General features: G+C 43.2%; 20 protein-coding genes. 12 read left to right on the plus strand and 8 right to left on the minus strand.

Annotated elements, in window-relative coordinates; all coding sequences use genetic code 11:
- Nucleotides 1-6: 6 nt before the first annotated feature.
- A complete protein-coding gene (locus R7190_RS06385; RefSeq protein ID WP_005377737.1) occupies nt 7-945 on the minus strand; it encodes a LysR family transcriptional regulator in 939 nt (312 codons plus the stop codon).
- Nucleotides 946-1,356: 411 nt separating this feature from the next.
- Between R7190_RS06385 and R7190_RS06390 the strand changes: the two genes are divergently transcribed.
- On the plus strand, nt 1,357-2,127 hold the full coding sequence (locus R7190_RS06390; protein ID WP_005377734.1) for a TerC family protein: 771 nt from the start codon (nt 1,357-1,359) through the stop codon (nt 2,125-2,127).
- A gap of 160 nt (nt 2,128-2,287) precedes the next feature.
- Nucleotides 2,288-2,890: a 2OG-Fe(II) oxygenase gene (locus R7190_RS06395; RefSeq protein WP_005377733.1), complete on the plus strand. Its 603-nt coding sequence runs from the start codon at nt 2,288-2,290 to the stop codon at nt 2,888-2,890.
- A gap of 54 nt (nt 2,891-2,944) precedes the next feature.
- On the opposite strand, the gene R7190_RS06400 is transcribed toward R7190_RS06395, so the two are convergent.
- Nucleotides 2,945-4,210 carry an HD domain-containing phosphohydrolase gene (locus tag R7190_RS06400; protein WP_025766702.1) on the minus strand — a complete coding sequence of 422 codons (1,266 nt, stop codon included), beginning with the start codon at nt 4,208-4,210 and terminating at the stop codon, nt 2,945-2,947.
- Nucleotides 4,211-4,839: 629 nt separating this feature from the next.
- Between R7190_RS06400 and R7190_RS06405 the strand changes: the two genes are divergently transcribed.
- The 8 genes from R7190_RS06405 (at nt 4,840) to R7190_RS06440 (ending at nt 15,485) form a co-directional block, all read left to right on the plus strand.
- Nucleotides 4,840-6,033: an iron-containing alcohol dehydrogenase gene (locus R7190_RS06405; RefSeq protein WP_132936640.1), complete on the plus strand. Its 1,194-nt coding sequence runs from the start codon at nt 4,840-4,842 to the stop codon at nt 6,031-6,033.
- 161 nt (nt 6,034-6,194) lie between these two features.
- Nucleotides 6,195-7,400, plus strand: a complete 1,206-nt coding sequence (locus R7190_RS06410; protein ID WP_033905238.1) for an aromatic amino acid transport family protein — start codon at nt 6,195-6,197, stop codon at nt 7,398-7,400.
- Nucleotides 7,401-7,674: 274 nt separating this feature from the next.
- Entirely contained in the window at nt 7,675-8,799 is a 1,125-nt protein-coding gene (locus tag R7190_RS06415) for an HD-GYP domain-containing protein (RefSeq protein WP_132936641.1), read from the plus strand.
- 87 nt (nt 8,800-8,886) lie between these two features.
- On the plus strand, nt 8,887-9,105 hold the full coding sequence (locus R7190_RS06420; protein ID WP_005377723.1) for a hypothetical protein: 219 nt from the start codon (nt 8,887-8,889) through the stop codon (nt 9,103-9,105).
- A gap of 324 nt (nt 9,106-9,429) precedes the next feature.
- The gene (locus R7190_RS06425) at nt 9,430-10,194 is read left to right on the plus strand and encodes an ABC transporter ATP-binding protein (protein WP_064353887.1); all 765 of its coding nucleotides are present in this window, start codon (nt 9,430-9,432) and stop codon (nt 10,192-10,194) included.
- Nucleotides 10,195-10,205: 11 nt separating this feature from the next.
- Nucleotides 10,206-11,090: an iron-siderophore ABC transporter substrate-binding protein gene (locus R7190_RS06430; RefSeq protein WP_005377718.1), complete on the plus strand. Its 885-nt coding sequence runs from the start codon at nt 10,206-10,208 to the stop codon at nt 11,088-11,090.
- Nucleotides 11,087-13,063 carry a Fe(3+)-hydroxamate ABC transporter permease FhuB gene (fhuB, locus tag R7190_RS06435; protein WP_064353888.1) on the plus strand — a complete coding sequence of 659 codons (1,977 nt, stop codon included), beginning with the start codon at nt 11,087-11,089 and terminating at the stop codon, nt 13,061-13,063. The genes R7190_RS06430 and fhuB overlap by 4 nt, the downstream gene beginning before the upstream one ends.
- A 199-nt stretch (nt 13,064-13,262) precedes the next feature.
- Nucleotides 13,263-15,485 carry a TonB-dependent siderophore receptor gene (locus R7190_RS06440; RefSeq protein WP_213986339.1) on the plus strand — a complete coding sequence of 741 codons (2,223 nt, stop codon included), beginning with the start codon at nt 13,263-13,265 and terminating at the stop codon, nt 15,483-15,485.
- Between the two features lie 42 nt (nt 15,486-15,527).
- Here the strand turns inward: R7190_RS06440 and R7190_RS06445 are convergent, their stop codons facing one another.
- The 6 genes from R7190_RS06445 to R7190_RS06470 form a co-directional block, all read right to left on the minus strand.
- Nucleotides 15,528-16,076 (minus strand): hypothetical protein, encoded by a 549-nt coding sequence (locus tag R7190_RS06445; RefSeq protein ID WP_064353890.1) that lies wholly within the window; start codon nt 16,074-16,076, stop codon nt 15,528-15,530.
- A gap of 250 nt (nt 16,077-16,326) precedes the next feature.
- Complete coding sequence (locus R7190_RS06450) at nt 16,327-18,102, minus strand: ABC transporter transmembrane domain-containing protein (RefSeq protein ID WP_186584292.1); 1,776 nt, start codon at nt 18,100-18,102, stop codon at nt 16,327-16,329.
- A 3-nt stretch (nt 18,103-18,105) separates the two neighbouring features.
- Nucleotides 18,106-19,845 carry an ABC transporter transmembrane domain-containing protein gene (locus tag R7190_RS06455; protein WP_186584290.1) on the minus strand — a complete coding sequence of 580 codons (1,740 nt, stop codon included), beginning with the start codon at nt 19,843-19,845 and terminating at the stop codon, nt 18,106-18,108.
- A gap of 271 nt (nt 19,846-20,116) precedes the next feature.
- Nucleotides 20,117-20,608: a type II secretion system protein gene (locus R7190_RS06460; protein ID WP_005377704.1), complete on the minus strand. Its 492-nt coding sequence runs from the start codon at nt 20,606-20,608 to the stop codon at nt 20,117-20,119.
- A gap of 204 nt (nt 20,609-20,812) precedes the next feature.
- Complete coding sequence (locus R7190_RS06465; protein WP_213986340.1) at nt 20,813-22,156, minus strand: sodium/glutamate symporter; 1,344 nt, start codon at nt 22,154-22,156, stop codon at nt 20,813-20,815.
- A 426-nt stretch (nt 22,157-22,582) separates the two neighbouring features.
- Nucleotides 22,583-23,461, minus strand: a complete 879-nt coding sequence (locus R7190_RS06470) for a LysR family transcriptional regulator (RefSeq protein WP_318137529.1) — start codon at nt 23,459-23,461, stop codon at nt 22,583-22,585.
- Between the two features lie 103 nt (nt 23,462-23,564).
- Here R7190_RS06470 and R7190_RS06475 point away from each other — a divergent pair, with 103 nt between their 5' ends.
- Both R7190_RS06475 and R7190_RS06480 read left to right on the plus strand, forming a co-directional pair.
- Nucleotides 23,565-23,852 (plus strand): putative quinol monooxygenase, encoded by a 288-nt coding sequence (locus tag R7190_RS06475; protein WP_025766691.1) that lies wholly within the window; start codon nt 23,565-23,567, stop codon nt 23,850-23,852.
- An 11-nt stretch (nt 23,853-23,863) separates the two neighbouring features.
- Nucleotides 23,864-24,841, plus strand: coding sequence for a Gfo/Idh/MocA family protein (locus tag R7190_RS06480; protein ID WP_186584286.1), 978 nt, complete (start codon nt 23,864-23,866; stop codon nt 24,839-24,841).
- The last annotated feature ends 8 nt before the right edge of the window (nt 24,842-24,849 follow it).

Here is a 24,849-nt window from a genome sequence, read left to right on the forward strand (position 1 = left end):
CTATGCTTACGCATCACAGGCATCTAACATGGCGCAAGCGTCGAGTAATTGTTGCTGTAACCATTTTAAAGCGGGATCGTTTAAGCTCGCTTTGTTCCAAACGAGGCTGTAGGCTACTTGCCCGTAATCGAATGGAAGAGCTTGCTCAACCAAACCTTTTGCTTGCATTGCCGCTCTTGCCCAAAGCTTGGAGCATGTGAACAAGTAATCCGAGTGCTGACACATCACCGCAGCTGAACCAAAGTCGGCTACACGCATGGCCAAGTTTCGTTTTGAATGCCTTTGGGTGAGATTTTGCTCAAAATAAGGTTGTGACAGATCTTTATCATGAATACCGATGTGTCTTGCACAAAGGTAACTTTCAACAGATAAGGGTTGCTCAGCGAGTGGGTTCGATGCTCTCATTAAGCAAACCATTTCGTCTTTCAAAATGGTTTTCCAGACCAAGTCTTTATTTTGTGTGGGTGGTTGGCTGAGATCGTGAGGAAGCAACAAAAAATCTACTTGACCTCTTGCTAATGCATCGAAGCTCATTTCTTCTTTCGCATGGACATTCAAGTGCGCGTGATTGCTCAGTTGTTGGGACAAGTGCTGTAGAACTGGCGCAAAGAGCTCAAACGAACTTTCACGCATTGCTAATGAAAAACTACCTTGATAGTAAGCCGGATTAAAAGAGCCTTGATGTAATAACCCATTCATACTGGAGAGTATGCCATGGATTGACGGGCCTATATGCAGCGCAAATGCTGTCGGCACTAAGCGAGTGCCATCACGGTAAAAAAGGTCATCCTTTAGCGTTTCGCGCAACTGTCCGAGCGTTTTACTGACGCTCGATGGTGTTACACACAAGCGTTCTGCCGCAAGTGTGACGCTGTGAGTGGTTAACAACATATGTAAAACAGTTAGATGTTTAAGGCTTATACGCGAAAGAGCAATGTAGTCCATAAATAGCATGGTTTCTTATGATTTTTGGCAGTATATCAGCATGAAACAAATTTTTACTATTGTTTATCTCGGAAATACGCCTGTTTCTCTTTGAGCTCAATGCATTTAATGGGTTGCATAAGGATTGATGGTGCTTATAAGTCTAGAAATTTATCTTATTTTTGTTGGACTTTAATGCTTTCATTTATTCAATTCTAAAGCTTCTATGTAATTTTAATCAATTTGGAGGAGTTGATTGATTTGTACACGAATTAAACTTGTTCCTTGTTAATTAAAATAGATATTGTTTTGTTGATTGTTTGGTGATTTACTCATGCTCCCTCAGTAACAAAGGTATAAATAATTAATGGACGACCCCTTTAGTCGACAAAACCCTTCACCATATGTCTTCTTATTATTGGAGACATGCTCATGCTAGAACTTTTTATGCAACCAGAAGCTTGGGCTATTTTCGCCACTTTGTTTGCGCTTGAAGTTGTCTTAGGCGTTGATAACGTCGTTTTTATCTCTGTCTTATGTGAAAGACTGCCGCTGCACCAACGTAAACTGGCAAGAAACCTTGGTATTGGTCTTGCTGTTATTGCTCGTATTGGTTTAGTGTTTTCAATCTCTTGGATCATGCAATTGACTCAACCGCTATTTTCTTTGGCGAACCAAGCGTTTACCGGAAGAGACGTCATCATGATTGCGGGTGGTGCATTCCTCTTGGCTAAAAGCCTGAAAGAGTTGTGGAGTTGGTTAAATCACAACGAGTCTGCTCACTCAACTCACGCCCGTACTGGTTTAGCGGTAGTTCTGTTGCAGATTGTTGCCGTGGATGCTGTATTCTCGATGGACTCGGTGATAACCGCCGTTGGTTTGACAAGTGATGTCCCACTTATGGTCGCAGCGATTGTTTCTTCTGCTATCGTGATGGTCATGACAGCAGAAAAAATCAATAACCTGGTGTCGTGTTACCCTGGTTTTAAGACACTTGCTTTGTTATTCCTCGTTTTGTTAGGTGGTTTATTGATGGCAGAAGGCTTCGAAATTCATATCAACAAAGGTTATGTGTATTTTGCGATGGCATTCGGCTTAATTCTGGAACTTTGTCATATCCAGTTAAAAAACAAACAACGCCCGACTATTAAACGTCTTAGTCCGTTGCGAGTTCATCCAACCAGATTAGAAGCTCGTCAATAATAAAAGATATTGCCGCTCATATGAGCGGCATTTTTATATTCGTCATCACCTATTTTTACTCTCTTTTTATTTTGTTGTCGTTTCGACAAAAAATCGCATTTGTTGTGAGGTTGAAGATTTTTTATATAGACCGCCCAACTAATATGAGTGAACGACAATAATGGATAAAATGATCGATGCGTTAGCAACCCATGGCTACTACATCTGGGATGATTTTCTTTCTGAACAAGAAGTGGCTCAATTACGAGACTGCATTCCAAGTAACTGGAAAAAAGCGCGTATTGGTCGTAATGACGATGTGACTCGTATTGAGTCAATTCGAAGTGACAAAATTCAATGGTTATCGCCCAATATGGGGCACGCGGTTACTTCTTACTTAGATAAGATGGAAGAAATACGCCAAGAAGTGAACCGTCACTTGTTTCTGGGGCTTTTTGAGTATGAAGCTCACTTTGCCAAGTACGAGGAAGGGGATTTCTACCAAAAGCATCTAGATTGTTTTAAGGGCAATGAAAACCGTCGATTGACAACCGTTTTTTACATGAACGAATCTTGGACGGAAAAGGATGCAGGTGAATTGGTGGTTTACGATCTAAATGATAATAAGATAGCAACCATCCCTCCTCAATCGGGACGCTTACTTTTATTCTTATCTGAGCAATTCCCGCATGAGGTTTTACCGACCAATGCTGAGCGTTTCAGTATTGCAGGTTGGTTCAGAATCAATGGTGTGCGAGACAATGTACTTGATATTGCAAAATGATTGGTTTGCAACCAGCATAAAATCAGCAAAGGGCGTAGATACGCCCTTTATCGATTAAACATTAGTTGATAGCTCGTAACACTCGGTCATGTTTCGCTCTAGCACTGCATAGACGTCAGAACAAAGTTCTTGTTTAGCGACTTGCTCACCCATAATCGCGGCGATTTGTGCTTGAGCCATTCGTCCTCGGTAGGGCCGGTCCTGAGACAGAGCTTGAAAAACATCGGCAACCGCGACAATACGCGATGGTACATCGAGTTCGTCTCCTGTTTTATGATAAGGATAGCCAGAACCGTCCAAACGCTCGTGATGATTAGAGGCCCACTCCGCTATTTTAGCGTTGGGAAACACTTTGTGTAATGCGAGCTGAGTATCAATTGTATGGCGTTTAATACGCGTATACTCTTGTTTATTAAGAGAGCCTTCTTTATGAAGAATCTCATCTGGTGTTTTTAACTTTCCGATATCATGCACCAACCCAGCAATAAATAACATCTCTTGGTCGTGCTCACAAAACCCAAGCTTGATGGCTAGATACCGAGATAACTCCGCCACTTTTTGCGAATGTTGATAAGTAAATGGGCTTTTTGCGTCAACAATTCGAGCGATAAACATTCCCAAACTATTCATATCTTGGATGGTGAGCTGTTTTTGAAGCCAATCAATGCTTTTAAAGTTTAATCCGATGGTTTCTATATTTTCAGACTCCATCGCGAACCAAAATGCGTCGGTCATAACGAGCTTAACCATTGCCTTAGCCATGTCTGGATTAAACAAAGTTCCAGCGTTTGCCATGATGCATTCTGCAATTAGCTCTTCATGAAGTGTGACAATGTCACAGTGGCAGTTCATGACGTATTTGGAACGCATAAAATCGAGACGATCGGCTAAATAGAGTAGGGCAGCGACCTCTTTTTCAAAAGGCGGTAAATCAAGATATTTTAATTCACTCCAATGTGTATGGTGGTAAAGAACAGGTGTAGCAAACTGACGCAACAAACGACACTGCTTGAGGCTTCGGTATCCTCTTAAGCAATGTGTTTTTACATCTTGTGGCACCAACTCCTCAAGTAACATTTTATGTTCTTGTGTTTCGGAGACCCCACAATCGTGGATCATCCCTGCGAAGTAGCAAAACTCCGCTTTTTCTGGTTCCCAGTTCATGACCCGAGCACATTGGTAAGCGATGTAAGCGACACGATGGCTATGGTGCGTATCATCAACACCGACATAGTCGAGTGCTCGAGCAACCCAGATAAGTGCTTGTTTCAGATCGACTTCAAAGCCCATGTCCGTATGGGAATGGCAAGAATGATTCATGGTTTATACCGACATTGCTAATTAGCCCACGCTAAACCCAAATCAGAAGGTGATAGGAAAAATTGGGTACGACAGCGAATAGACCCCAAAAAGGTGGGCGTTTAGACATAGTTTTGATTATGGGCGGGATAATAATCCTAGTTGCATAATAATATCACCTGAAGCTCATGGTTAAGAGTCAGATATTTGAACTAAGTATAAGTTTTGAAAGATTATTGTTGCTCTTGTTGACTTATTTGAAAACGACAATAAATCATGATGTAACGCATTCTTATTTTTATTTTTGTAAATCGTGTTCGGGCTTAACCAGAGACACACGGTATTGATGTGTGATTAACAGAATTCATATTGTTGCTTTTGAAGGCAAAAAATAAGAGGACTTCTTCGAGGCTTGCTCTGTAACTAACAGAGTAATAGGGAAAGCAGCTTGTTAACTACATGACAATAGAGCGTCGTTGAAAACATTTTCTCTGTAGCTCATGTCGTTGAGGAAAGATAATAAAATGGTACGGTTTCCCAGCGATGCTAGCCCTTTTAGTGAGATAAGTTTATTGAAAATGTGTGATTGCAAAGTAAGCATAGGTAGTAAAAGTAGCTAGAATGATAGCTCTAAATGAAAAGGATTTCGTATGTTGAAGCATCGTTTATATCGGAGTTACACCGCAGGGTTAAAAATAGCAGCCCTTATCCTTCCTATGCCGAGACCAACCTTGTTTTCCGGCCCTGGTTCGATGAATGAGCTATTAGAATCGATGACCGAGCTGGGATTTAAACGCGTCTTGTTAGTTACCGACGAAGGGTTAGTCCAAGTCGGTATTGTAGATAAGGTGCTTGAGGCAGCAGCACAACTCGATTTACAGTTAGATGTATTCTCGCAAGTTAAGCCCGATCCTACCTATGATCAGGTTGAGAGCGGTCTAGAGGCTTATCATCGTTTTCATTGTGAGGGCATATTAGCTTTGGGTGGCGGCTCTGCAATGGATTGTGCAAAAGTCATCGCTGCGAAAGTTACCAATAAACGGCCAATAAAAAAATTAGCTGGACTATTGAAGGTATGGCGAATGCCAGCGCCGCTTTTTGCTATTCCAACAACGGCTGGAACCGGAAGTGAAGTTACTATCGCTGCGGTCGTGTCAGATCCCTCCTCACACATTAAAACCCCTTTAATGGATCCAAAGTTGGTGCCACTAATGGCAGCTGTAGATGCGAATTTAATGATTGGTTTACCTCCTAAGATCACGGCTGATACTGGCGTTGATGCATTAACCCACGCTATTGAGGCCTATGTATCGAAAAACGCTACTCAAGAAACGATGGCTTATTCGGTTGCCGCTATTAAACTCATTTTTAAATATCTTCCTAGGGCTGTGATGCAAGGGGATGATGTCGAAGCTCGGCATAAAATGGCTATGGCATCCTATTACGCGGGTTTAGCATTTACCAAAGCGAGTTTGGGTTATGTTCATGCCTTTGCTCACACATTCGGTGCGAGATATGGAATACCTCATGGTATGGCAAACGGATTAGCCTTGTTGCCTGTGCTGCGCTTTTCATTATCAGAGATTGAGCCTCAACTAAGAAAGCTCGATGAGTTGACGGCCGAGGGGCAGTTAGGTAACGCAAGTGCTCAGCATTTTTTGGCGAATCTGGAGTCCTTGTTTTCAACTATTGATATTGAGCAAACCAGTGCGCTCATTCAACGTGAAGAGGCTGATGCGCTTGTTGATTTAATTCTGAAAGAGGCGCACTGGAATTACCCTGTTCCCAAGTTCATGAACAGGGAAGAATGCACACAGTTATTGTTAAATATCAGCGAGGTGTAAATTATAGTTTACATGTGTGGTTTTTTATCCTTACACTTTGCTTGATCTTCTGCTAAAGATCCTACAATATCGACGGCAATACAAATATGGTGTTGGTTTCGGTCCGCCGTTGCCCGATCTAATACTGATAATTTCTGATAAAGTGTAAAGATTAATATACAATGAGTCGTTCTAAAGTATTCGGTAGTACGCTAATTATTGCGGGCACTACAATAGGCGCTGGTATGCTAGCGCTTCCACTTGCCTCTGCCGGCATTGGTTTTTCAACTTCTATTATCATCATGCTAGGCTTATGGGCTCTGATGGCTTTCACTGCCTTGCTTATGCTTGAGCTTCATCAACATGCGGAGAGTAGTGCTACACTTCATACTTTGGCGAAACAGATCCTAGGTCAAAAAGGCAAGTGGGTGGCAAGTTTTGCGATGTTGTTCCTTTTCTACTCGTTGTGTGCAGCGTATATCGCTGGCGGTGGTGCTCAGTTCGGAGACCGCCTTGCACAATGGTTTGACCTCGATATTTCAGGGCCTACATCAACGATAATCTTTACCTTGATTGTGACTTTAGTTGTGACAGTGGGTACCGGTACGGTCGATAAAGTAAACCGAGTTCTGTTCGCGATGAAGCTTATTGCGATGGTTGCGGTGCTTTCTTTTCTTGCTCCAAACGTTACGGAATCTTACTTGTTAAGTATGCCAATCGAACAAGGCCTTGTTGTAGCGGCGATTCCGGTGATCTTTACTTCGTTTGGTTTCCACGGAAGTATACCTGCAATTGTGAATTACTTAGACGGTGACACTTCTTCTTTACGCAAAGCCGTTATTATTGGTTCGACGATTCCACTCGTTATTTATATCTTTTGGCAAATCGTGACGTTGGGTGTGGTTAGCCAAAGTACGCTTGTTGAGAACGGAGGGTTGAGCGCACTGATTGGTCAACTATCTCAGACAGTACACCAATCAAATTTGGGTAGCATTGTTGGTGTGTTTGCTGACTTGGCATTGTTGACATCGTTCCTTGGCGTGAGTTTGGGTCTATTCGAATTTTTGGGTGATACCATCAAAGGAAGTAACGATAAGCCTAATCGTTTGATTGCGGCACTAGTGACGTTTACTCCACCGCTAGGCTTCGCACTTTTCTATCCTCAAGGCTTTATTATGGCTTTGGGCTATGCAGCGATTGCCTTAGCGATTTTAGCCATCTTTTTGCCTTTGGTTATGGTGATCAAGGTTCGTAAATCGGATGATTTTACTGGGGAGTACCGCGTCGCAGGTGGTCAAGGTGCGTTAGTGATAACGGGCATCGCTGGCACTGGCATCGTATTCGCTCAGGTGTTAATTACGCTGGGTGTGCTTCCTGCTCTAGGCTAGTTGTTTAGAACGTTCTTTGAACAACTTCTAGTTACTGAATCCATCGTAATCAATCAGTATTGTTAGGCCAACGAGTTTCGCTCGTTGGCTTTTTTAATCTGGATCAAATTACCGTAAGATATCCGGTGAAAAAATTGGTAGAAATGTGCTTTTATTTCGTACACTTAAGTTGTGGTATATCGATAATTTAAGTGGAGAAAACCGCTCAAAATACCATTGAATTTGCAACACAATGAGCTTTTCTTGTTTCTCTGCTTTGGTGTGGAGGTGAAGCATGGCGCACCGGAGTTTTTACCCGTTTGCAAAACTGCTTAACGAGCAACTGCAAACGCTAAAAGGCAGGATGCAGGCGCACTTGCCATGTATTGATAGGGTGTCATTTGCAAAATATCACCCAGACCAAGATGTGCTCAAATCATTTGCAGAAAGTGAGTTTGACACTTGGTGTTTAGCCCATCACGAATCAGCATTCCGTAAACTCCACCACCTCAATATTGCCTCTAAAAACGCGGTTCCTCGTATCGTCGAAGACCTTCATGATATTAATCACTGTCCTCGGGTTCAAATTTTACTCAAACACGGATATCAGTCGTCGGCTGCTATTCCTTGTTATGACAATAAAGCTTTTACTGGTTTTGTATTTTTGAACTCCACTCAACGTGATGCGTTTAGTTTAGAAGCGCTGAATGGTCTTAAACCTTATTTCGAAATGATTCGATTTGCGGTTGAATCAGAAACTCAAGTAGTCAATGCGATAGAAACGCTAGCGAACCGAATGCAATGTATGATGCCAGGCTATTCACCTGAGTATTACGCGCATACCAAACGCATGAAGTACTACAGTCAAATCATCGCAACGCAGTTAGCGGATCGTTATCACCTGAATGACGAAATGGTCGAAGATATTGGTATTTTTGCTCAGTTCCATGCGCTCGGTGATAGTCAGCTGCCAGTTGAAATTGCTAGCCGCCGAACAAATTACTCTCAAGAACAAGAGGCGATATTGATTCAACATATTGAGCGTTGTATCGATTCAGCGGATGACATAGTTGCCCGTATCGGAAATCCGGTTCACCCGAGTATGACTTTGTTTTTGCAGATGGTTACTTATCAGTACGAAAACTTAAATGGTACTGGTTATCCGTATGGTTTAACCAGTGACGATATACCAATCGCCGCGCAAATTACGGCTGTCGCGAATGCCTTTGATTTTATGACAACGCACCATCCGTATAGACAAGCGTGGTCCATCCCATACGCATTGTTAGAGCTTGAAAAATGGGTATATCAGGGATGGTTATCTCGAGAATGTGTTAATGCTCTGCGAGAGCATCAAGGTTATATAAAGCAAATCATCCACAAATATCCCGAGCACTATACAGGCTTGGGGCTGATGTGAAGATCAGTAAAGGAGTTGAAATGTTGACGAGGAGGAATATTTAAACAATACTGTTTTTATATACAGTAATAAGTTTGGAGGTGAAGTATGTTGTGGGAAACCCTTGAAAGAGTAAACCGCTTACGCCAACAAGCACTTGCAAATCCTGAGTTTGTTGAGTCAGCAAAAGAGCACGAACAAGCACTTCAGGAGCAAGAATACCATTATCAAACTAAGAAAAAGCGTTCAGCCAAAGACAAACAAGGTAAAAAGTCGCTGGCCGATATCTATAAAGAAGTAGAGTTTGGCGCTGACGCTCGTCATTAATGTATTCACTGCGGCATTTTTCATTTCTTCATACGCTGCAGTATTCGTTCAAATTTATTCGAGAGCAGTGTGAGACCGCTGCTCTCGTTGACCTGCCGATAATTTACTAATGAAGTTCAGCCGAGCAAATCATCACTAACACTTAGCAATTCTCTCAATGATTTTGTTGATGTAATGATAATGACAACGGTTTGCATTTGTATCTTTGTTGTTATATAAAACCTCCCTTATTAATCGTTCTGTTGAATAAGAACGGCAAACGTGATCAACGAATGAGAGCTTTGAATAACTGTTATTCGTAAATGGCTATTAGGTGAAGTAGGGATGTTGGAAGCTAAAGCACTCCAGTTTGAGATTGAAGGCAAGTCATTGCTTAAAGCGTTTGATGTGACATTTGAACCCGGAAAAACATACGCTCTTGTTGGGCATAATGGCTCAGGAAAATCCACATTGTTAAAGTTGCTGGCACAGCAACAGCCATATACTGCAGGGGATGTGGTTTTGCATGGCACGAGCATTAACGATCTCTCAGCGAAAAAGTTCGCCCAACACATTGCCTACTTGCCTCAGCATCTTCCAGTGACCGACAGTATTTTAGGTCGAGATTTAGTCGGTTTTGGTCGTTATCCATGGCATGGTTTACTTGGACGTTTGAGTCAGAAAGATCACGACATTGTTGAAGAAGCAATGGCGATGACAGGCACACTAAAATACGCAGATCGCTTAGTGGACACGTTATCTGGAGGAGAGCGTCAACGTGTGTGGCTAGCTATGCTGTTAGCCCAAAAAACCGAGTATTTGCTTCTTGATGAGCCTTTGTCTGCGCTAGATATCAGCCATCAAGTAGATATGTTGAAGCTTATCTCTAAACTCAGTCAAGAACTGGGTTTGGGCGTTATTATCGTATTGCACGACATCAACTTGGCTGCACGATTTTGCGACTACATCGTTGCATTACATCAAGGTGATTTGATTGCACAAGGCAATGTTGAACAGGTGTTTACTGAACCTAAGCTGAGGGACATATATGGGATAGAGATGATGATCTCTGACCACCCTGCGGGTTATCCGGTGGCGATGCCAAGCTAAAGGTTGGAATAATGAGCAGTACAAACACTCGACTTAAACATTTCTCTTTCGCTCTCTCACTTAGTGCGCTTTTGGTCAGTTCTTTTCAAGCACTAGCTGACGCATCACCTCGGGTGATGTCGGTTGATTGGACACAAACTGAAACGATGTTGGCTTTAGGGGTCGTACCTGTAGGCGTTGCTCAAGGGCAAGATTACGATGCTTGGGTAAAGTCACCACCGTTACCGCCTCAAACAAAGGATGTAGGGTTAAGGACTCAACCCAATATAGAGCGCATTTACGAGCTCAGACCTGATCGTATTTTTATTGCCCCGTACTTCTCCTCAATGAAGCATCGCTTAGTTGATATCGCCCCGGTTACCACCATTGACTTATATGAAAGCGGGATTACGGATTGGTCGGTACTTACCAGTTTCACTCGGAGGTTTGGTGAAGAGCTGGGAAGAGAGGCGGAAGCAGAGGCGCTTATCCAACAATATGAAAAACGTTTGTCTTTATTAAAACAGCGTATAAATAAAGGCCAGCCGCCACTTCTAATGATTCAGTTTATGGATACAAAGCACGTACGTGTTTTTGGTCAAAATAGTCTTTACTCCCAGGCTATCGAAAAGATTGGGCTGAGTAATGCATGGAATGAAAAGACGAATAGCTGGGGCTTCAGCCTAGTTGGCATCGACAAGTTAGCTGGCATAAAAGCTCAAATCGTTATCGTAGAGCCATTACCTTATGGTGGAGCGGAGCAGCTCTCTCAAGACCCATTTTGGCAATATGTTGTTCAACAATCTGGTGAAAAGGTCATGCAAGTCGCGCCCGTTTGGAGTTTTGGTTCTATGCCTTCAGCCCTCCGTTTCGCAGAGTTAGTTACGGCGAGTAAGGTCGAGGAGTTAACACAATGAAAACGATGCCTTTAAGCTTTGTGGTGTTACTTTCGGCATTTACCTTTTCTATTGGTGCTTTCCAATTGTACCAAGTAAGCTCATTTTCGTTGGCTCTAATCAGTTTATGGGAGCCTAACTTTCAATCTATCGATTCTGTTTTACTTCACTTTAGCTGGTGGCCTCGAGTCTTCACCACGATTATATCTGGTGCTGGATTAGCGGTTGCTGGGGTATTGATGCAGCAAGTGCTGCGTAACCCTCTCGCTTCACCCACGACACTTGGTGTGGCGAGCGGTTCAAGTTTTGCTTTGATGTTAGCTACGCTATTCGCACCTTGGATGTTGGATATCGCGCCTAATTTGGTTGCTCTCATCGGCGGTGTGATATCGATGGGGTTGGTGATGCTGTTGTCATGGCGACGAGCGTTATCTCCAACGGTTGTCGTCGTTTCTGGGTTAGTGATAAACCTGTACTTTGCATCATTAAGTACGGTTATTCTGATGATGAATACCGAAAAGCTGAATGGGTTAATGATATGGGGAGCCGGTTCGCTTGTTCAGAGTGGATGGGGAGATTTCTCGTATCTTGCCCCTCGAATCGCACTTGCTACGGTCGTTGCATTTGTGATTGCAAAGCCGTTAAGTCTGTTGGAACTCTCCGAGCAAGGTGCCAAGAGTTTAGGTGTCTCGCTAGCTAAGTTGCGTTTTGTCTGTCTTGGGCTTGCGGTGTTAATCACTTCTTGGGTGGTTTCTGCCGTAGGAATCATCGGTTTCATCGGGTTAGCGGCGCCAGCAATTACTCGATTGATAGGTATCAATAAAGTCCAGCATAAGCTTTGGGTATCAATGCTTATTGGTGCCATGTTATTGACTTTAACCGATTTGGTTATTCAGCAACTGCCAGGGCTAATGGCGAGTTTTATACCAACGGGAGCAGCAACGGCTGCATTGGGCGCTCCGTTACTGTTATGGCTGTTACCTCGTTTATCACAAAAGACGCAGGGCCATACTCAAACAGTGTTAACTCGACACCGTCAACATGTTTACAAGCTAAACCCTAAAGCGATCTCATTGGCGTTGATCGGCACGTTAATTTCTGTTGTTCTTTTTGCCACGGTTGCTGTGCAAAATGAAGGGTGGACAAACTTATTTGCTAGCCAAAATTGGATTTTTTTGGAATGGCGCGCACCTAGATTATTTGCAGCAGCAATTGCGGGGGCAATGTTAGCGATTGCTGGAACCATGATTCAACGCCTAAGTGGAAACCCAATGGCAAGTCCTGAAGTGATCGGTATCAGTTCAGGGACAGCGATGGGATTGATCATCGCGATGTTTACTGGGTTTGGTTCGTCAATTTTCACTCTTTCTCTAGGCGGGCTCGTAGGCGCATTAGCGACGGTATTAGTCATTGTGCTGCTAAACCGTAAGTCAGGCTTTCAGCCGGAGCGTATTTTGTTGACTGGTATTGCGATAACCGCACTGATGAATGCAATACAGAGCTTTATTCTAGCCACTGGTGACCCAAGAAGTTATCAAGCATTGGCTTGGTTGTCTGGGTCTACCTACTATGTCTCGGTTGAAACGTTACTCCCATTGTCTTTATCTGCGCTTGTCTTTATAGGGTTGAGTTTTCTCTGCGTAAGATGGCTAGATATTCTTCCTGTCGGTGCCGCTTCCTCTAAAGCACTTGGAATTCGAGTTGATCGTTCACGCGCAATACTGCTTCTTTTAGTTGCTTGTCTCACGGTCAGTGCGACATTGGTTGTTGGCCCGATTAGCTTTGTTGGGTTGTTGGCTCCGCATTTAGCTCGCTTATTTGGTTTTAACAAAGCGTCACAACACATGTTATGCGCCGCGATACTGGGGGCAGGGGTGATGTTGTTGGCTGATTGGTTGGGACGACAGGTCCTTTACCCGCAAGAAATACCAACAGGACTTATGGCGTCTCTCATTGGCGGTTTGTATTTAATGTGGGGTTTACGCCGTTTATAGAGATGAGTTAAGCCTCAACCAAGAAAGTACTTATACAAATAAGCACTCGTAGTGGCATTCGTAACCTATGCGAGTGCTTTATGCAAAACCTCTGGTTTGTCTTTTACGGAAACAACTGGCGATGCCGTAACTCGCTTTTCTTTCAGCGGTCGCTGAAGTCATGAAGGGTTGGTTTGGCTACCGATAAAAAGGAGAGAATATGACTCGGCAGTTTATGCTGACACCAACGTCGATGGCGGTTGTATTAGCTGTATCAACGCCAAATGTCTTGGCTCAGGAAGATGAAAATATAGTTGTGATTGGACAGCAGCAAGACAGTGCAGTTGGTCCAGATTTTAGTTATCTCGGAGCGAAGAGTCGGGCAGCGACGAAAACTGATATTGCTATCAATGAGACTCCAAGAGCGGTGTCTGTTGTTACGCGAGAGCAAATGGATGATCGTGCCTCTATTAGCATTTCTGACGCACTACAGTACACACCAAGCATTCAAACTAATTATTTCGGCGAAGATAACAAGCAAGATTGGTTTATTATTCGTGGTTTTAAACAAGCGAACAGTGGGTTGTATCAAGATGGTACCCGTTTATATTCTTCTGGCTTCTATAGTTGGCAAATAGATCCGTTTGCGTTAGAGAGGGTTGAAGTTTTACGTGGTGCAACGTCTGTTCTTTATGGGCAAAACCCTCCAGGTGGGGTTATCAATGTTGTCAGTAAGCGACCTCAATTTGATGGGGGGTCAGGACTTGTATCTTTGGAGTACGGTTCTGAAGACCGTAAACAACTTTCTCTTGACGTAAACTCTGAGGTGAGTGAGCAGCTAGCTTTCCGCTTTCAAGGGTTAGCGAGAAAAAATGGGACGAGAATTAGTGGGGTAGAAGCAGAGCGCATTCTTCTCTCTCCATCGATAACGTACAAATTTAATGAGACGTCTGAAATTACCTTTCTAACGAGCTATCAAAAAGACGACTCAGATCCTTATCTGCAATTTTTGCCAGTTGAAGGAACGTTAACGCCAAACAAAAATGGAAAGATCAGTGATAGTTTAGCGATAGGCAATCCTAACTGGGAGACGTTTGAGCGTGAGCAGGTGTCTTTAGGCTATGAGTTTTCTCATGCATTTAATGATACCACTTCATTTGTTCAAGCAGCTCGTTACAGCGAAATGGATGTTAAGCTAAGACAAATGTATTCGTACGTTTACTCGGCTGACGTGCCTGCGTTGGGGCCGGTTTTGGACCCATCAAATGAACGCAAAACCATACTTCGGGGTGCTTCAACAGAAGATGGGTCATCTGATGCTTTTAATATCGATAATCGTTTGATGCACCAAGTAAATTGGCGAAGTGTTGAGCATAACTTGATGTTGGGCATAGATTTTCAAATGATCAGTATCGATGGTAAAGATTTTGCCAATGACCCTATCGTTGCTAATGGTAATGCATTATTAAACACACCAATGGGAGCTTTGCCCGATCCTAGGTTTAATGTATTTAATCCTACTTATTCGGATAACATAATGTTACTCGATCCGAATACGCTACAACCATTGAGCGAAACCGATAAACAAAGAACGAAAATCGATAATCAGCAGCTCGGCGTCTACTTTCAAGATCATATGCTGATCAACGATAAATGGGCGATGTTATTGGGCGCACGTTACGACGATACAAGTAATGAAGTACATAATGTTACCACGGGGGCTCGCACGAAAGTCGATCATGGAGAGTGGACGTTTAGCGTGGGAACGGCTTATATTTCTGATTCTGGCTTCACGCCATACTTTAGTTACTCTCAGTACTTTGATCCAATTATTCAAGAAGACAGCAATGGTAAGCCAGCGAAGCCTGAAAGCGGTGATCAATTTGAAATCGGTATGAAATACCAACCGGATTCATTTGATGGTTATTTCAATATTGCAACGTATCGAGCAACAAAAGAAAACTTGGCTCGTATCTACTTGAGTGAATTAACGCAAATAGGAAAAATAGAAAATAACGGCGTTGAGTTTGAAGCTGTAGCTAATGTGACACCATCCTTAACATTGATCGGGAACATTGCGTACGTTGATGCAGAGATAAAAGAAGACATCAATAAGGCATGGGTTGGCAAAACACCTTCCCAAGTGGCGAATACCGTATCATCAGCTTGGGCACAATATCGTTTCTTTGATGGACCTCTTGATGGCTTTGCTGTTGGCTTGGGCGCGCGCTATACAGGTGAGTCATACGGAGACAACGAAGAGAGACTAAAAGTACCAAGTTATTTCTTAATGGATGCGACGGTCAGTTATCGAATCGGCGATTACAAGCTACAAGTCGCAGCTAAAAACATCGCGGATAAAAAGTACATAGCGACATGTGATGGCTTTTGTTGGTATGGCGACCGACAAAATGTTATTGCAAGTTTAACTTACGACTGGTGAGTTAACGTATAAATAAACACCCCTCACTTTAGGGGTGTTTATTTAGAAATCGGCTTTACGGACAAAGTGCGGGTTTTTGTACTTTTTCTGCGGGCCAAACGATGATATGACAAGTTTGTTCCATAATGTTTTGTCAAACTCACCCTTTGGAATCGAAGGGTAGAGGGTTTCCTCTTCTTCTCTTGCAAAGTTCATATATTGTTTCTTTTTAATTTGATTGTACTTTTTGGCGATCTGGTTATGTTTTCTTACCCACTCCAGCTTGTAATTGTGGAGCACTTTTTCACCTTCTTCGAGAGCCATTCGAGATAGGAACAGTCGCTTGTATGAGACCTTTCTGTCCAGCATTGTGCGCATAACGGTTTGGATATATTTACCGTGATGCGTAATGGTAATGTCGTTTTCATCAATAGGAGTGACACACCAGCCTTTAGGTAAAAAGTCTGGCTTCTTAAATTGCTTATTACGTTCCATTAGCGCCTGATGTAAAACTAAATCAGAGGTGCCGCGGAACGTCTTTTGCCATTTACCGATACGAATTTGAATCGAACCAGGCAAGCGATAGATGTTAGTAAACTTATCTTTGTCCATGGACTTGTGTCATGAGATTAATGTGCATAATTAGAAAGCGGAATTCAGTCCAATGCCACAGGCAGTAGACTTAAGTACCGTACGATTTTACAACGACCTTGCGCGATATAGCGAGGGGTTATGTCAATAATAGGTAAGAAATAGAAAATTAGTTCACATTATGAAGAAATTGGAAGCTAACAGGTTAAATTTTGAAGTTACACCAATTATGCCCATGCCGACTAAATAAAAAGAAGGCACGGGCATAAAATCACACCGCTTCTTCGAGTTGCTTGGTGTCTTCTTCAATCTGTTGTAGGTGTCGGTTTGCTTGCTGTAACTGATACATTTGAGCATAACGACCATTTTGCGTTAAGAGTGCTTTGTGTGTGCCTTTCTCGACTAACTCCCCATGATGAAGAACAATGATTTGGTCTGCATCTAAGATAGTTGAAAGCCGATGAGCAATAACAACGAGCGTCATGTCTTGTCTGAGGACCGCCAAGCTCTTTTGGATTAAAGCCTCTGTTCCTGAGTCAATATTTGCGGTTGCTTCATCTAATATCAATATCTTAGGTTTTACCACAAGCACACGTGCTAACGCCAAAAGCTGTTTCTGACCTGCAGATAAATTAGTTTCGCCTTGACCTAACTGCGTGTCTAGCCCGTTAGGGTAACGATGAATTTGTTCTGCCAAACCTACCTTGTCTAACGCATCCCATATTTGATTGTCATCAACCGCCCGACTGAGAGAGATGTTTTCTCTGACTGAAGCAGGGAGAATATGTGGATCTTGTTGAACCATTGCCACATCTTTGCGAAGTACGTCTTTCCCTAATGTTTTAAGTGGACGACCATCTATGAGCAGTTCACCATATTGCGTTGGATAAAAGCCCATTAACAGTGACGCTAATGTGCTTTTACCGCTTCCTGTATGCCCGACAAGCGCGATAAAGTCTTGGTGGTTGGCCTTCAACGAAATGTCTTTTAGGACGTCCTGTTTACCATCGTAGCTAAATGAGAGGTCTTTAAGTTCGATAGCACCTGACCTTAATGGTTGATGATCGCCCCCGTAAGTTTGTTCTTTCGCATCAATCAATTCAAAAACACGTTCGCTTGATACTAACGCCTGCTGAAGTAGAGCAAGTTGCTGAGTCATCTCAATTAGTGGTTCAGTAACTCGCGCAAGATAACTGATAAATGCATACAGTACCCCCACACCAATCAACTCAATACCATTAAAACCAAAGATCGCAACCAAGCAAAGCAACGCAAGACCAGCGAGTAAGTCCATTAATGGTCTTAGCAGATAGCCGTTTAGCCGAATCACTCGTTTAGATGCCACCAGATGCTCTGCGGTTAGCTCGTTGAACTGTTTATTAAAACGCTCTTCTTGTTGCATTAATTGGATGACACTCATCCCTTGAATGGATTCACTCAGATTCGCATTTATATCGGTCAATAGGTCACGCATCTTTCGGTAGCTTTCTGTACTTAGCTGCTTAAACAAGTACATAAAGCCGATGACGATCGGCAGCAATACAAGCACAACGAGTGTGAGCTTCCAACTCATGAAAAACATAACGCCAAGCATTACGACAATCATGACCACGTTTTTCACCACGGTCGCGATCAAAAGCTCATAAAATTGCTGTAAAGATTCCGTATCGTTGGTGATTCGCGACACCAATTTTCCAGCAGGAGTGTAATCAAACGCAGATAACGGCTGCTTAATCACGCCAGAAAATACTTGCTTACGAATCGCTTTGATCGTGTTAGCCGCGACAATGCTAAATTGCAATGACTGAAAATACTGGAATGTTGCCGATACGATCTGAAGAGCGATATAACATACTGCTAGCGAAATCAGAACATTTTGTGAATAGTCACCTTTAGCGATGTGCTCATCAATGAAATATTGAATCAACCAAGGGCCGCCGGCGCTGGCTAACGCAGCAATAAACAGCAAGGCGAGTCCTTTAATCATTGGCTTTGGTTGAGATAATGGGTAAGACATTAACCGTTTAAACGTGCTGGTCTGGTTCATTCATTATTCCTCCATCGCCTGTTCTAGTTTTTGGTACTCGAACATTTCGGCGTACCAGCCTTTATGCGCTAATAACGCGCTATGTTGCCCACGTTCAGTAATGTGTCCGTGATTCAATACAATGATCTCGTCTGCTGCTTCCAAAGCGGTGAGGCGGTGCGCAATAACGATTAGGGCCTGATTACGGTAGTATGTTTCCAAATTCTTAAGGATTTGATGTTCGGTCCGTCCATCAACAGCGGAAAGTGCATCGTCCAAAACCAACACTTGGGCATTCATCAGCATAGCGCGTGCTATCGCAATACGTTGTTTTTGCCCGCCGGAGAGTGTAATGCCTTTTTCACCAACTTCTGTTTGATAGCCTTCAGGAAACTTTTCAATATCGTCATGTATACAGGCTAACTTTGCTGCTCTATAGACTTCTTCTTTCTCTGCATTAGGGTTGCCTAAGGCAATATTTTCGAAGATAGATTTGGAGAATAGAAACGGACTTTGGTTAACGACAGCAAAACGGTTGCGCCACTGCGGTAGTAGGGCATTCTTGATCTCGACATCCCCGAATTTAATTGAGCCGTTTTCTAAATCATGTTGACGCAAAAGTAGTGTTAACAGGGTCGATTTTCCGCTTCCTACCGGCCCTGCAACTCCCAACATTTTTCCGGGTTCCAGTTCGATGTTTACTTCCGTCAAAGCGGGCGGTAAATCACTAGACCAATGGAAATCGTCGATATCAATTTTTAACGGAAGTGGTTTATTTTCTATTGGCTTATTGCCACTGATAATTTCTGGCTTTTCATCAAAGATCTCTTGTAATCGGTTCCATGCAGCAGAGCCTCTTTCTAAAATGTTAAATAGGAATGCGAATGCCAACATCGGCCATATCATCAACCCTAAATACATCGTAAATGCGGTCAGATCACCAAGCGTGATCTCACCTTTATCAACAAGGTAAGCACCAGCAGCGACACTAAGAAGGAAAGAAAGACCGATGGTTAACTGAATTGCCGGGTCAAATCTAGCATCGACTCTTGCGACAGCGATGTTCTTTTCGCCAGTATCATCCACAACCTCTTCAAAACGTTGCTGCTCTTGGTTTTCTAATCCGAAAGCACGCAGCATTCGCACGCCATTAAGTGACTCTTGTGTCATGTCTGACATGGTAGAAAAGGCTTCCTGAGCGACACGAAAGCGTTGATGTAGGATACGCACAATAAAGAAGATGATGATGGCAAGAAATGGCATTGGAAGAAGCGCCATTACGGTGAGCTTCCAGCTTACTTGCGTTACCATAATGATTAAAACCGCAATACCAGTGATCAAAGAGTCTGCGGCGGTTAAAACCCCTTCGCCGGCTGTCATAACGATATTACGCACATCATTAGTGCCACGAGCCATCAGATCCCCCGTCTTGTAACGTTCAAAAAAACGAGGTGGCTGTGTCGATAAGTGCCTATATAGACGGTTACGTAGAATGGTCCCGAGTTCCCAGCTTGCGCCGAAAAGCCAAATTCGCCATAAGATGCGACACCCATAAATAGTAAAGATCAGTACAGTTAACCCTGAGAGCCATAGAATCAGCGTATTTGTATCTAAAGTGTTGTCTACGACGCCATCAACTATGATGCCAACTGCTTTGGGCGGAACAAGCTGTAGTGCTGATATCACAGCGAAAAGCAGAATGGATCCGACATAGTGCCTCCACTTTTGTTGGAAATACCAACGTAGCTGCCAGAATATTCTCATTACGCCTCCCGCTTTAAATTATTGAATTTGTTATAGAACTATTATTGAGCGAAATGATGAGTTTACAAGCACAAGTTATAGGCGGGTTTAAAAACGATAGATTGTTTCAATTATAACCATGTGTCGGCGCAAATTACTGGTTTTATCTCTATGAGCTAACTGTGCGACGACATTATGTGAAATAGTTGTTAATGGTGGTTTTGGAGCCATGACCTTGCAATAACGATGAAGACACCAAAAGTAAAAGTGTTACTGCCACTCTCTATGGGAATTAGCAATCGTCAGTTTGTATTTTGTATTTCACTTGGCCACCAGGAGTTTCTGGGTAGTAAACTTCGACATAACACATATGTTCTGGACCAACAGGCTTGTTTGCAAAACCAATAAGGAAGTAGGGCTCGTCTGGGCTATCTACCCCATACCAAGTGTTGATAGTGAGTTGCGGATCAAAGCCTGCTAGCTCTTTTGCTGGAATAACATTTTTGATAAATCCAAAGTAACCAATTAGGTCGTTATGGCCGTCATTATCTAGATCAATGTTATATTGTATGCCGCCATCTACTGTCTCTTGAGATTGAATCACTGCTTTGGTGTAGACAAAGTTGTTGGCGGTCATGAGTGCTTCTCTGGCTCCATATAGAACCGCCACTCTGGCATCTTTTTGTAAGCCAAGAAATTTAGGAAATGCAACGACGCTTACAATACCAAGAATGATGATGCACACAATGAGTTCAATAAGAGTAAATCCTTGAGAGCGACGCACAGCCTTTCTCCATGTTTTAGAAACGAATAGGCGGCTATTCTGATATAGAAACTTTCAGGTCAAGTATTAAAAAAGGATGATAGTAAGAGATCGGGATTGCAAATCTCAAATATAAAACAAGTTGCTTGCTTTCGAGATGAGGAGTGATTTTGATAAAAACCAAGGAATGAACTCGAGAGGATAAAATCCTCCCGAGTAAAGCGACTAAGATTCGTGTGTCAGAGCACTGCTGTTACGTTTAAAAATGAATCGCCAAATAAATAAGACAATTGCGATGTAACCTAATCCTACACCAAGCGCTTGCCAGTGCATGCCGTTATACATCGCGATTGGCATCAAAGAGATGATGAAGATGTCAGTGATTGAGCCAGGGACATAAGCGATGGCGTAATCATCAAGCACCTTGCTACGCATTTTTGGATCAACAATGCGAAGCAACGCAATACCCATGGCAACTGTACCGGTTAACCAACCCCAAGAGAAAATGCCTTTCTCGAACCAATCTTCTCCCATGATACGTGGGGCAACCCAGAAGATTAGCCATAGTGTGAAGGCGATACCGCCGATTGCAAGCACGACCATCGGCATTAAAAACTGGGCTAAGACGGTAATCTTGATGGCTGAGATACCAAAGATAATCAAATAATCGGTACTGATGCCCGCAGCATGTTTGAATGCACCGTCACAAAGATAGCGTGAAGCTTTCGTTTGTTTCGCGACGATTCGCACGAGCATGCCGCCAAGGAAGCCAGTTACGAACGTAGGAATTTGTACCTTATCGTGGAAAGAGGATAAGTAGTTAGCCGCTACATACGAGAAAGCCGTTACCACTACAACCAACGCCGCGTGAATCGCGAAAGAATCGACTGACAGGGAAGACATGGTGTCTTTCATTACCGGTTCTTGATCAACAGGCTTAACAAGGCCTTTGCGTTCGTGTTCATCCATGCTGTCGAAGGTCGTAAAGCTACGAATCCAACCCATCTTCAATGCGAATTGCAGCATGAGCATGCCGACAGAAATTGAAATGAAAATACCCACGGTTGCGAACGTTAAGCCAAGTGTGAAGCCATCTTCCCAACCAAGCCCCGTGAAGATTTCACCAACAACAGATGCAGAGCCATGTCCGCCCATAAAGCCCGCAGACATTGTCACACCAAAGCCGGGATTAATCTCTGGCCAGAAGAAGGTTGTGAGAACTAGACCAAACATTGCCGCAAACAACCACTGAGAAACAGAAGCGATTTGGTTAAACGCCCACAATGAGCCAGCACGCTGTGCGACGGTTTTAGGTGATGGAACATCCGTTGCCAGACCTAACGCAGAAAAAAGTGCAGCAGTTAATAGGCTTGCGTTAGCGGTAAACGTATCGGTCCAAGGCAGTACGTCTAACAGGGCTGGTCCAAAAATTAGACCGAATAATCCTGCGAGAACCGCCGATGGAATGTACATACGCTGTAGTAATGGCGCGTGAACGCGAATGACTTTTGCCAAAATCAATAGTAAGCCAGCGATGGCTAAGTCAGTCAGCATTAGACCTTTAGGCATCTTATCCTCCAGTAAATGCAGTCAAGGGGTAGCGTCCTTGTGACCTACCTTGAATAAAAATCTCTCTCAAGCCAAAAAGTCACATACGTGACTAAAAGCGTTGAGAAATCAATGTCGTTTTCATAAGCAAAGGAATGTGCTTATGCAATTTGAAATGAGTGTAAATGTTGTGATTGCACACGAACAGGAAGAGAAATTAGATTAAATTTCTCGATATTTTTTTGATAGTTCACTCAGGAAAGGCGGCAATCCTAGTCACTTTGTCAGAGCAATGCAATTGGTGTGAATCAATAAATTATGCCTAGTTAATGGGTATCTCTGACTAACAACATGAAAAATAACGACAATTAACAAGTAATAATATTTGTCATATCGACAATAAAAGTTAATTAAATGGTTAAATTGCCGCCGCTTTATGAGGTGGTGTTACGGATTCACATGCGAAAGAACAAAATCAACCAAGGTGCGGTTTTCAAGGGAAAGCTGTTTTGAACGGTAAAGCAGGTGGATCGGTTTTGGCTTGGGAGTATGTTGCTGGAGAATTTCTACCAAGGCACCAGATTGAATTTCCTGTTCAACTAAGATCTTTGGTTGAAGAAGAACACCAGAGCCTTTTAACGCGGCAAACTTAAGCACATCACCATTATTAGACGTTAATCGGGTGTTGCTGTTTCCAAAGGTATTAGATGGCATGTTCAACACCTGTTGGCTTTCCCCTTGGTGGTACTGAAATCCCAAACAATGATGATGTTCAAGGTCATCAAGCGATTGGATAGGGGCATGCAGCTTAAGATAAGAGGGTGAGGCGCAGTAAGTCATGTCGTATTGCCCGAGTTTTCTTGCAACTAACGATGAATCGACCAACTCACCAATACGAATAATCACGTCTGCTTCGCTTCGATATGGGTCAATCAAACTGTTATCCAACATTAACTCAACGTTCAGTTCGGGAAATTCTGCTAAGAAGTCAGCCACGATGGGCGCAATCACCTTTTTACCATAGGTAACTGGGCAGTTAACTTTTACTGTTCCAGTTGGGCGGTTGATCAGCGTCTGGATTAGGTTCTCTGCGTTGGTGATGTCTTCAATAATGCGGTGGCACTCTTGATAGTAGAGTCTGCCAGCTTCGGTCAAGGACTGTTTGCGCGTGGTGCGATGAATCAGCTGCGTACCTAAGCTTTGCTCAAGAAAGCTCATGTGCTTGCCAACCATGGTCGGTGAAATATCAAAGTGGTGTGCTGCATTACGAAAGCTGCCGTGTTCGACCACGTAAGCGAAAACTTTCATGCTTGTTAATTTATCCATTGCACACCCAGAGTTGATAAAGAAATAACTAAAGCAGAGTTTATCAATCAAATGAGGTTAATTACAGTGGGCGTATGATTAAGAATGGAGAAAGAGAGCCATCATGAGCGAGACGATTTTTGTTACCGCCGAACTGAAAATGAATGCCGATAAGCCAAGACAACAAGTGGTTGAAGCCATTGAACAATTTTGCCTTGATATGCAAAGCGAAGCGGGGTGCTTGCAAGCGAATGCGACCTACGATTCTAAAGCTCCACAACGTGTGATTCTTTGGGAGCGATATGAAAACCGCGCCGCGATTGAAGCGCATTTTGCTATGCCGCATACACAAGCGTTTATTGCGGCTGAAATGGCAGAGTTAGTTCAAGCATTCGAAACCCAAGCTCAATAGGAGACGTGAACATGAAATGGGGCATTTTAGGCACAAGCTTTATCTCAGGAGTCATGGCTGAGGCAATCCAAGGCGATGACAAGAGTGAACTGTACGCGGTTGCTGGGCGTTCGGAGCAGAACTTACAGGCATTCGCTGAGCAATATGGCATCGAGAATACGTTCAACGATTACGATGCGTTGATTGCTGATGAGCAAGTCGACATTATTTATATCGCATTGCCAAATCACCTTCATCATGACTTTATCGTCAAAGCGGCTGAGCAGGGCAAAGCGATCCTGTGTGAAAAGTCACTTTCGGTAGATATGGAAAAAACCGAGCTGGCACTTCAAGCCGTAGAAGCGCACAAGGTATTCTTTGCTGAAGGCTTAATGTACTTGCATCACCCATTGATCAGTGAGTTGGTTTCGGTGCTTAAATCGGGAGAGATTGGTGAACTTCGCTCCATCCATACGTCTTATATTGCGTCGATTGCGCAGTTTGTTAATCCAGACAGCAAAGGTGCTTTGTATAACTTAGGTTGCTATCCAATGTCATTAGTGCATTTGGTGGTTAAAACCATGTTGGGTGAACAAACCTTTGAGAACCGTTCAATGAAAGCGATTGGCCGACGAGGTAATGATGGGAATATCTGCGAGTCGAGCTTGATGATGCAATTTGGTGAGCAACAAACGGTGAGCGTACATACTGCCGAAGATCATGGATTGAAACACCAGTTCACCATTCTGGGTAGCAAAGGCTGTATTACCTTAGATTCAAACCCATGGCTACCAACGCAAGATAACCAGTTTAGTGTGGAAATTTACGAGACGTCGAAGCGGGAAGTGTCTGTACCGGCAACTGGGGACGCTTTCTTCTATCAAGTGCGCAATATTCGCCAAGCGGTTGAAGAGGGGCGTACCTCGTTAGAAAACCCTTGTGCAACATGGGAAGACTCTCACCGTATTATGCAGCTACTGACTGAGTGGGAATCACTGGCTTTAAAGTAAGTGTGTAC

The organism is Vibrio sp. 1078-1, from assembly GCF_033340475.1.

Bases quoted from the DNA above. Each gene is read 5' to 3' on its own strand.
- R7190_RS06440 (WP_213986339.1), top strand. From the start codon at position 13,263: ATGACTCGGCAGTTTATGCTGACACCAACGTCGATGGCGGTTGTATTA.
- R7190_RS06420 (WP_005377723.1), top strand. From the start codon at position 8,887: ATGTTGTGGGAAACCCTTGAAAGAGTAAACCGCTTACGCCAACAAGCA.
- R7190_RS06455 (WP_186584290.1), bottom strand. From the start codon at position 19,845: ATGAGAATATTCTGGCAGCTACGTTGGTATTTCCAACAAAAGTGGAGG.
- R7190_RS06425 (WP_064353887.1), top strand. From the start codon at position 9,430: ATGTTGGAAGCTAAAGCACTCCAGTTTGAGATTGAAGGCAAGTCATTG.
- R7190_RS06415 (WP_132936641.1), top strand. From the start codon at position 7,675: ATGGCGCACCGGAGTTTTTACCCGTTTGCAAAACTGCTTAACGAGCAA.
- R7190_RS06405 (WP_132936640.1), top strand. From the start codon at position 4,840: ATGTTGAAGCATCGTTTATATCGGAGTTACACCGCAGGGTTAAAAATA.
- R7190_RS06480 (WP_186584286.1), top strand. From the start codon at position 23,864: ATGAAATGGGGCATTTTAGGCACAAGCTTTATCTCAGGAGTCATGGCT.
- R7190_RS06410 (WP_033905238.1), top strand. From the start codon at position 6,195: ATGAGTCGTTCTAAAGTATTCGGTAGTACGCTAATTATTGCGGGCACT.
- R7190_RS06430 (WP_005377718.1), top strand. From the start codon at position 10,206: ATGAGCAGTACAAACACTCGACTTAAACATTTCTCTTTCGCTCTCTCA.
- R7190_RS06395 (WP_005377733.1), top strand. From the start codon at position 2,288: ATGGATAAAATGATCGATGCGTTAGCAACCCATGGCTACTACATCTGG.
- R7190_RS06475 (WP_025766691.1), top strand. From the start codon at position 23,565: ATGAGCGAGACGATTTTTGTTACCGCCGAACTGAAAATGAATGCCGAT.
- R7190_RS06445 (WP_064353890.1), bottom strand. From the start codon at position 16,076: ATGGACAAAGATAAGTTTACTAACATCTATCGCTTGCCTGGTTCGATT.
- R7190_RS06400 (WP_025766702.1), bottom strand. From the start codon at position 4,210: ATGAATCATTCTTGCCATTCCCATACGGACATGGGCTTTGAAGTCGAT.
- R7190_RS06470 (WP_318137529.1), bottom strand. From the start codon at position 23,461: ATGGATAAATTAACAAGCATGAAAGTTTTCGCTTACGTGGTCGAACAC.
- fhuB (WP_064353888.1), top strand. From the start codon at position 11,087: ATGAAAACGATGCCTTTAAGCTTTGTGGTGTTACTTTCGGCATTTACC.
- R7190_RS06390 (WP_005377734.1), top strand. From the start codon at position 1,357: ATGCTAGAACTTTTTATGCAACCAGAAGCTTGGGCTATTTTCGCCACT.
- R7190_RS06465 (WP_213986340.1), bottom strand. From the start codon at position 22,156: ATGCCTAAAGGTCTAATGCTGACTGACTTAGCCATCGCTGGCTTACTA.
- R7190_RS06385 (WP_005377737.1), bottom strand. From the start codon at position 945: ATGGACTACATTGCTCTTTCGCGTATAAGCCTTAAACATCTAACTGTT.
- R7190_RS06450 (WP_186584292.1), bottom strand. From the start codon at position 18,102: ATGAACCAGACCAGCACGTTTAAACGGTTAATGTCTTACCCATTATCT.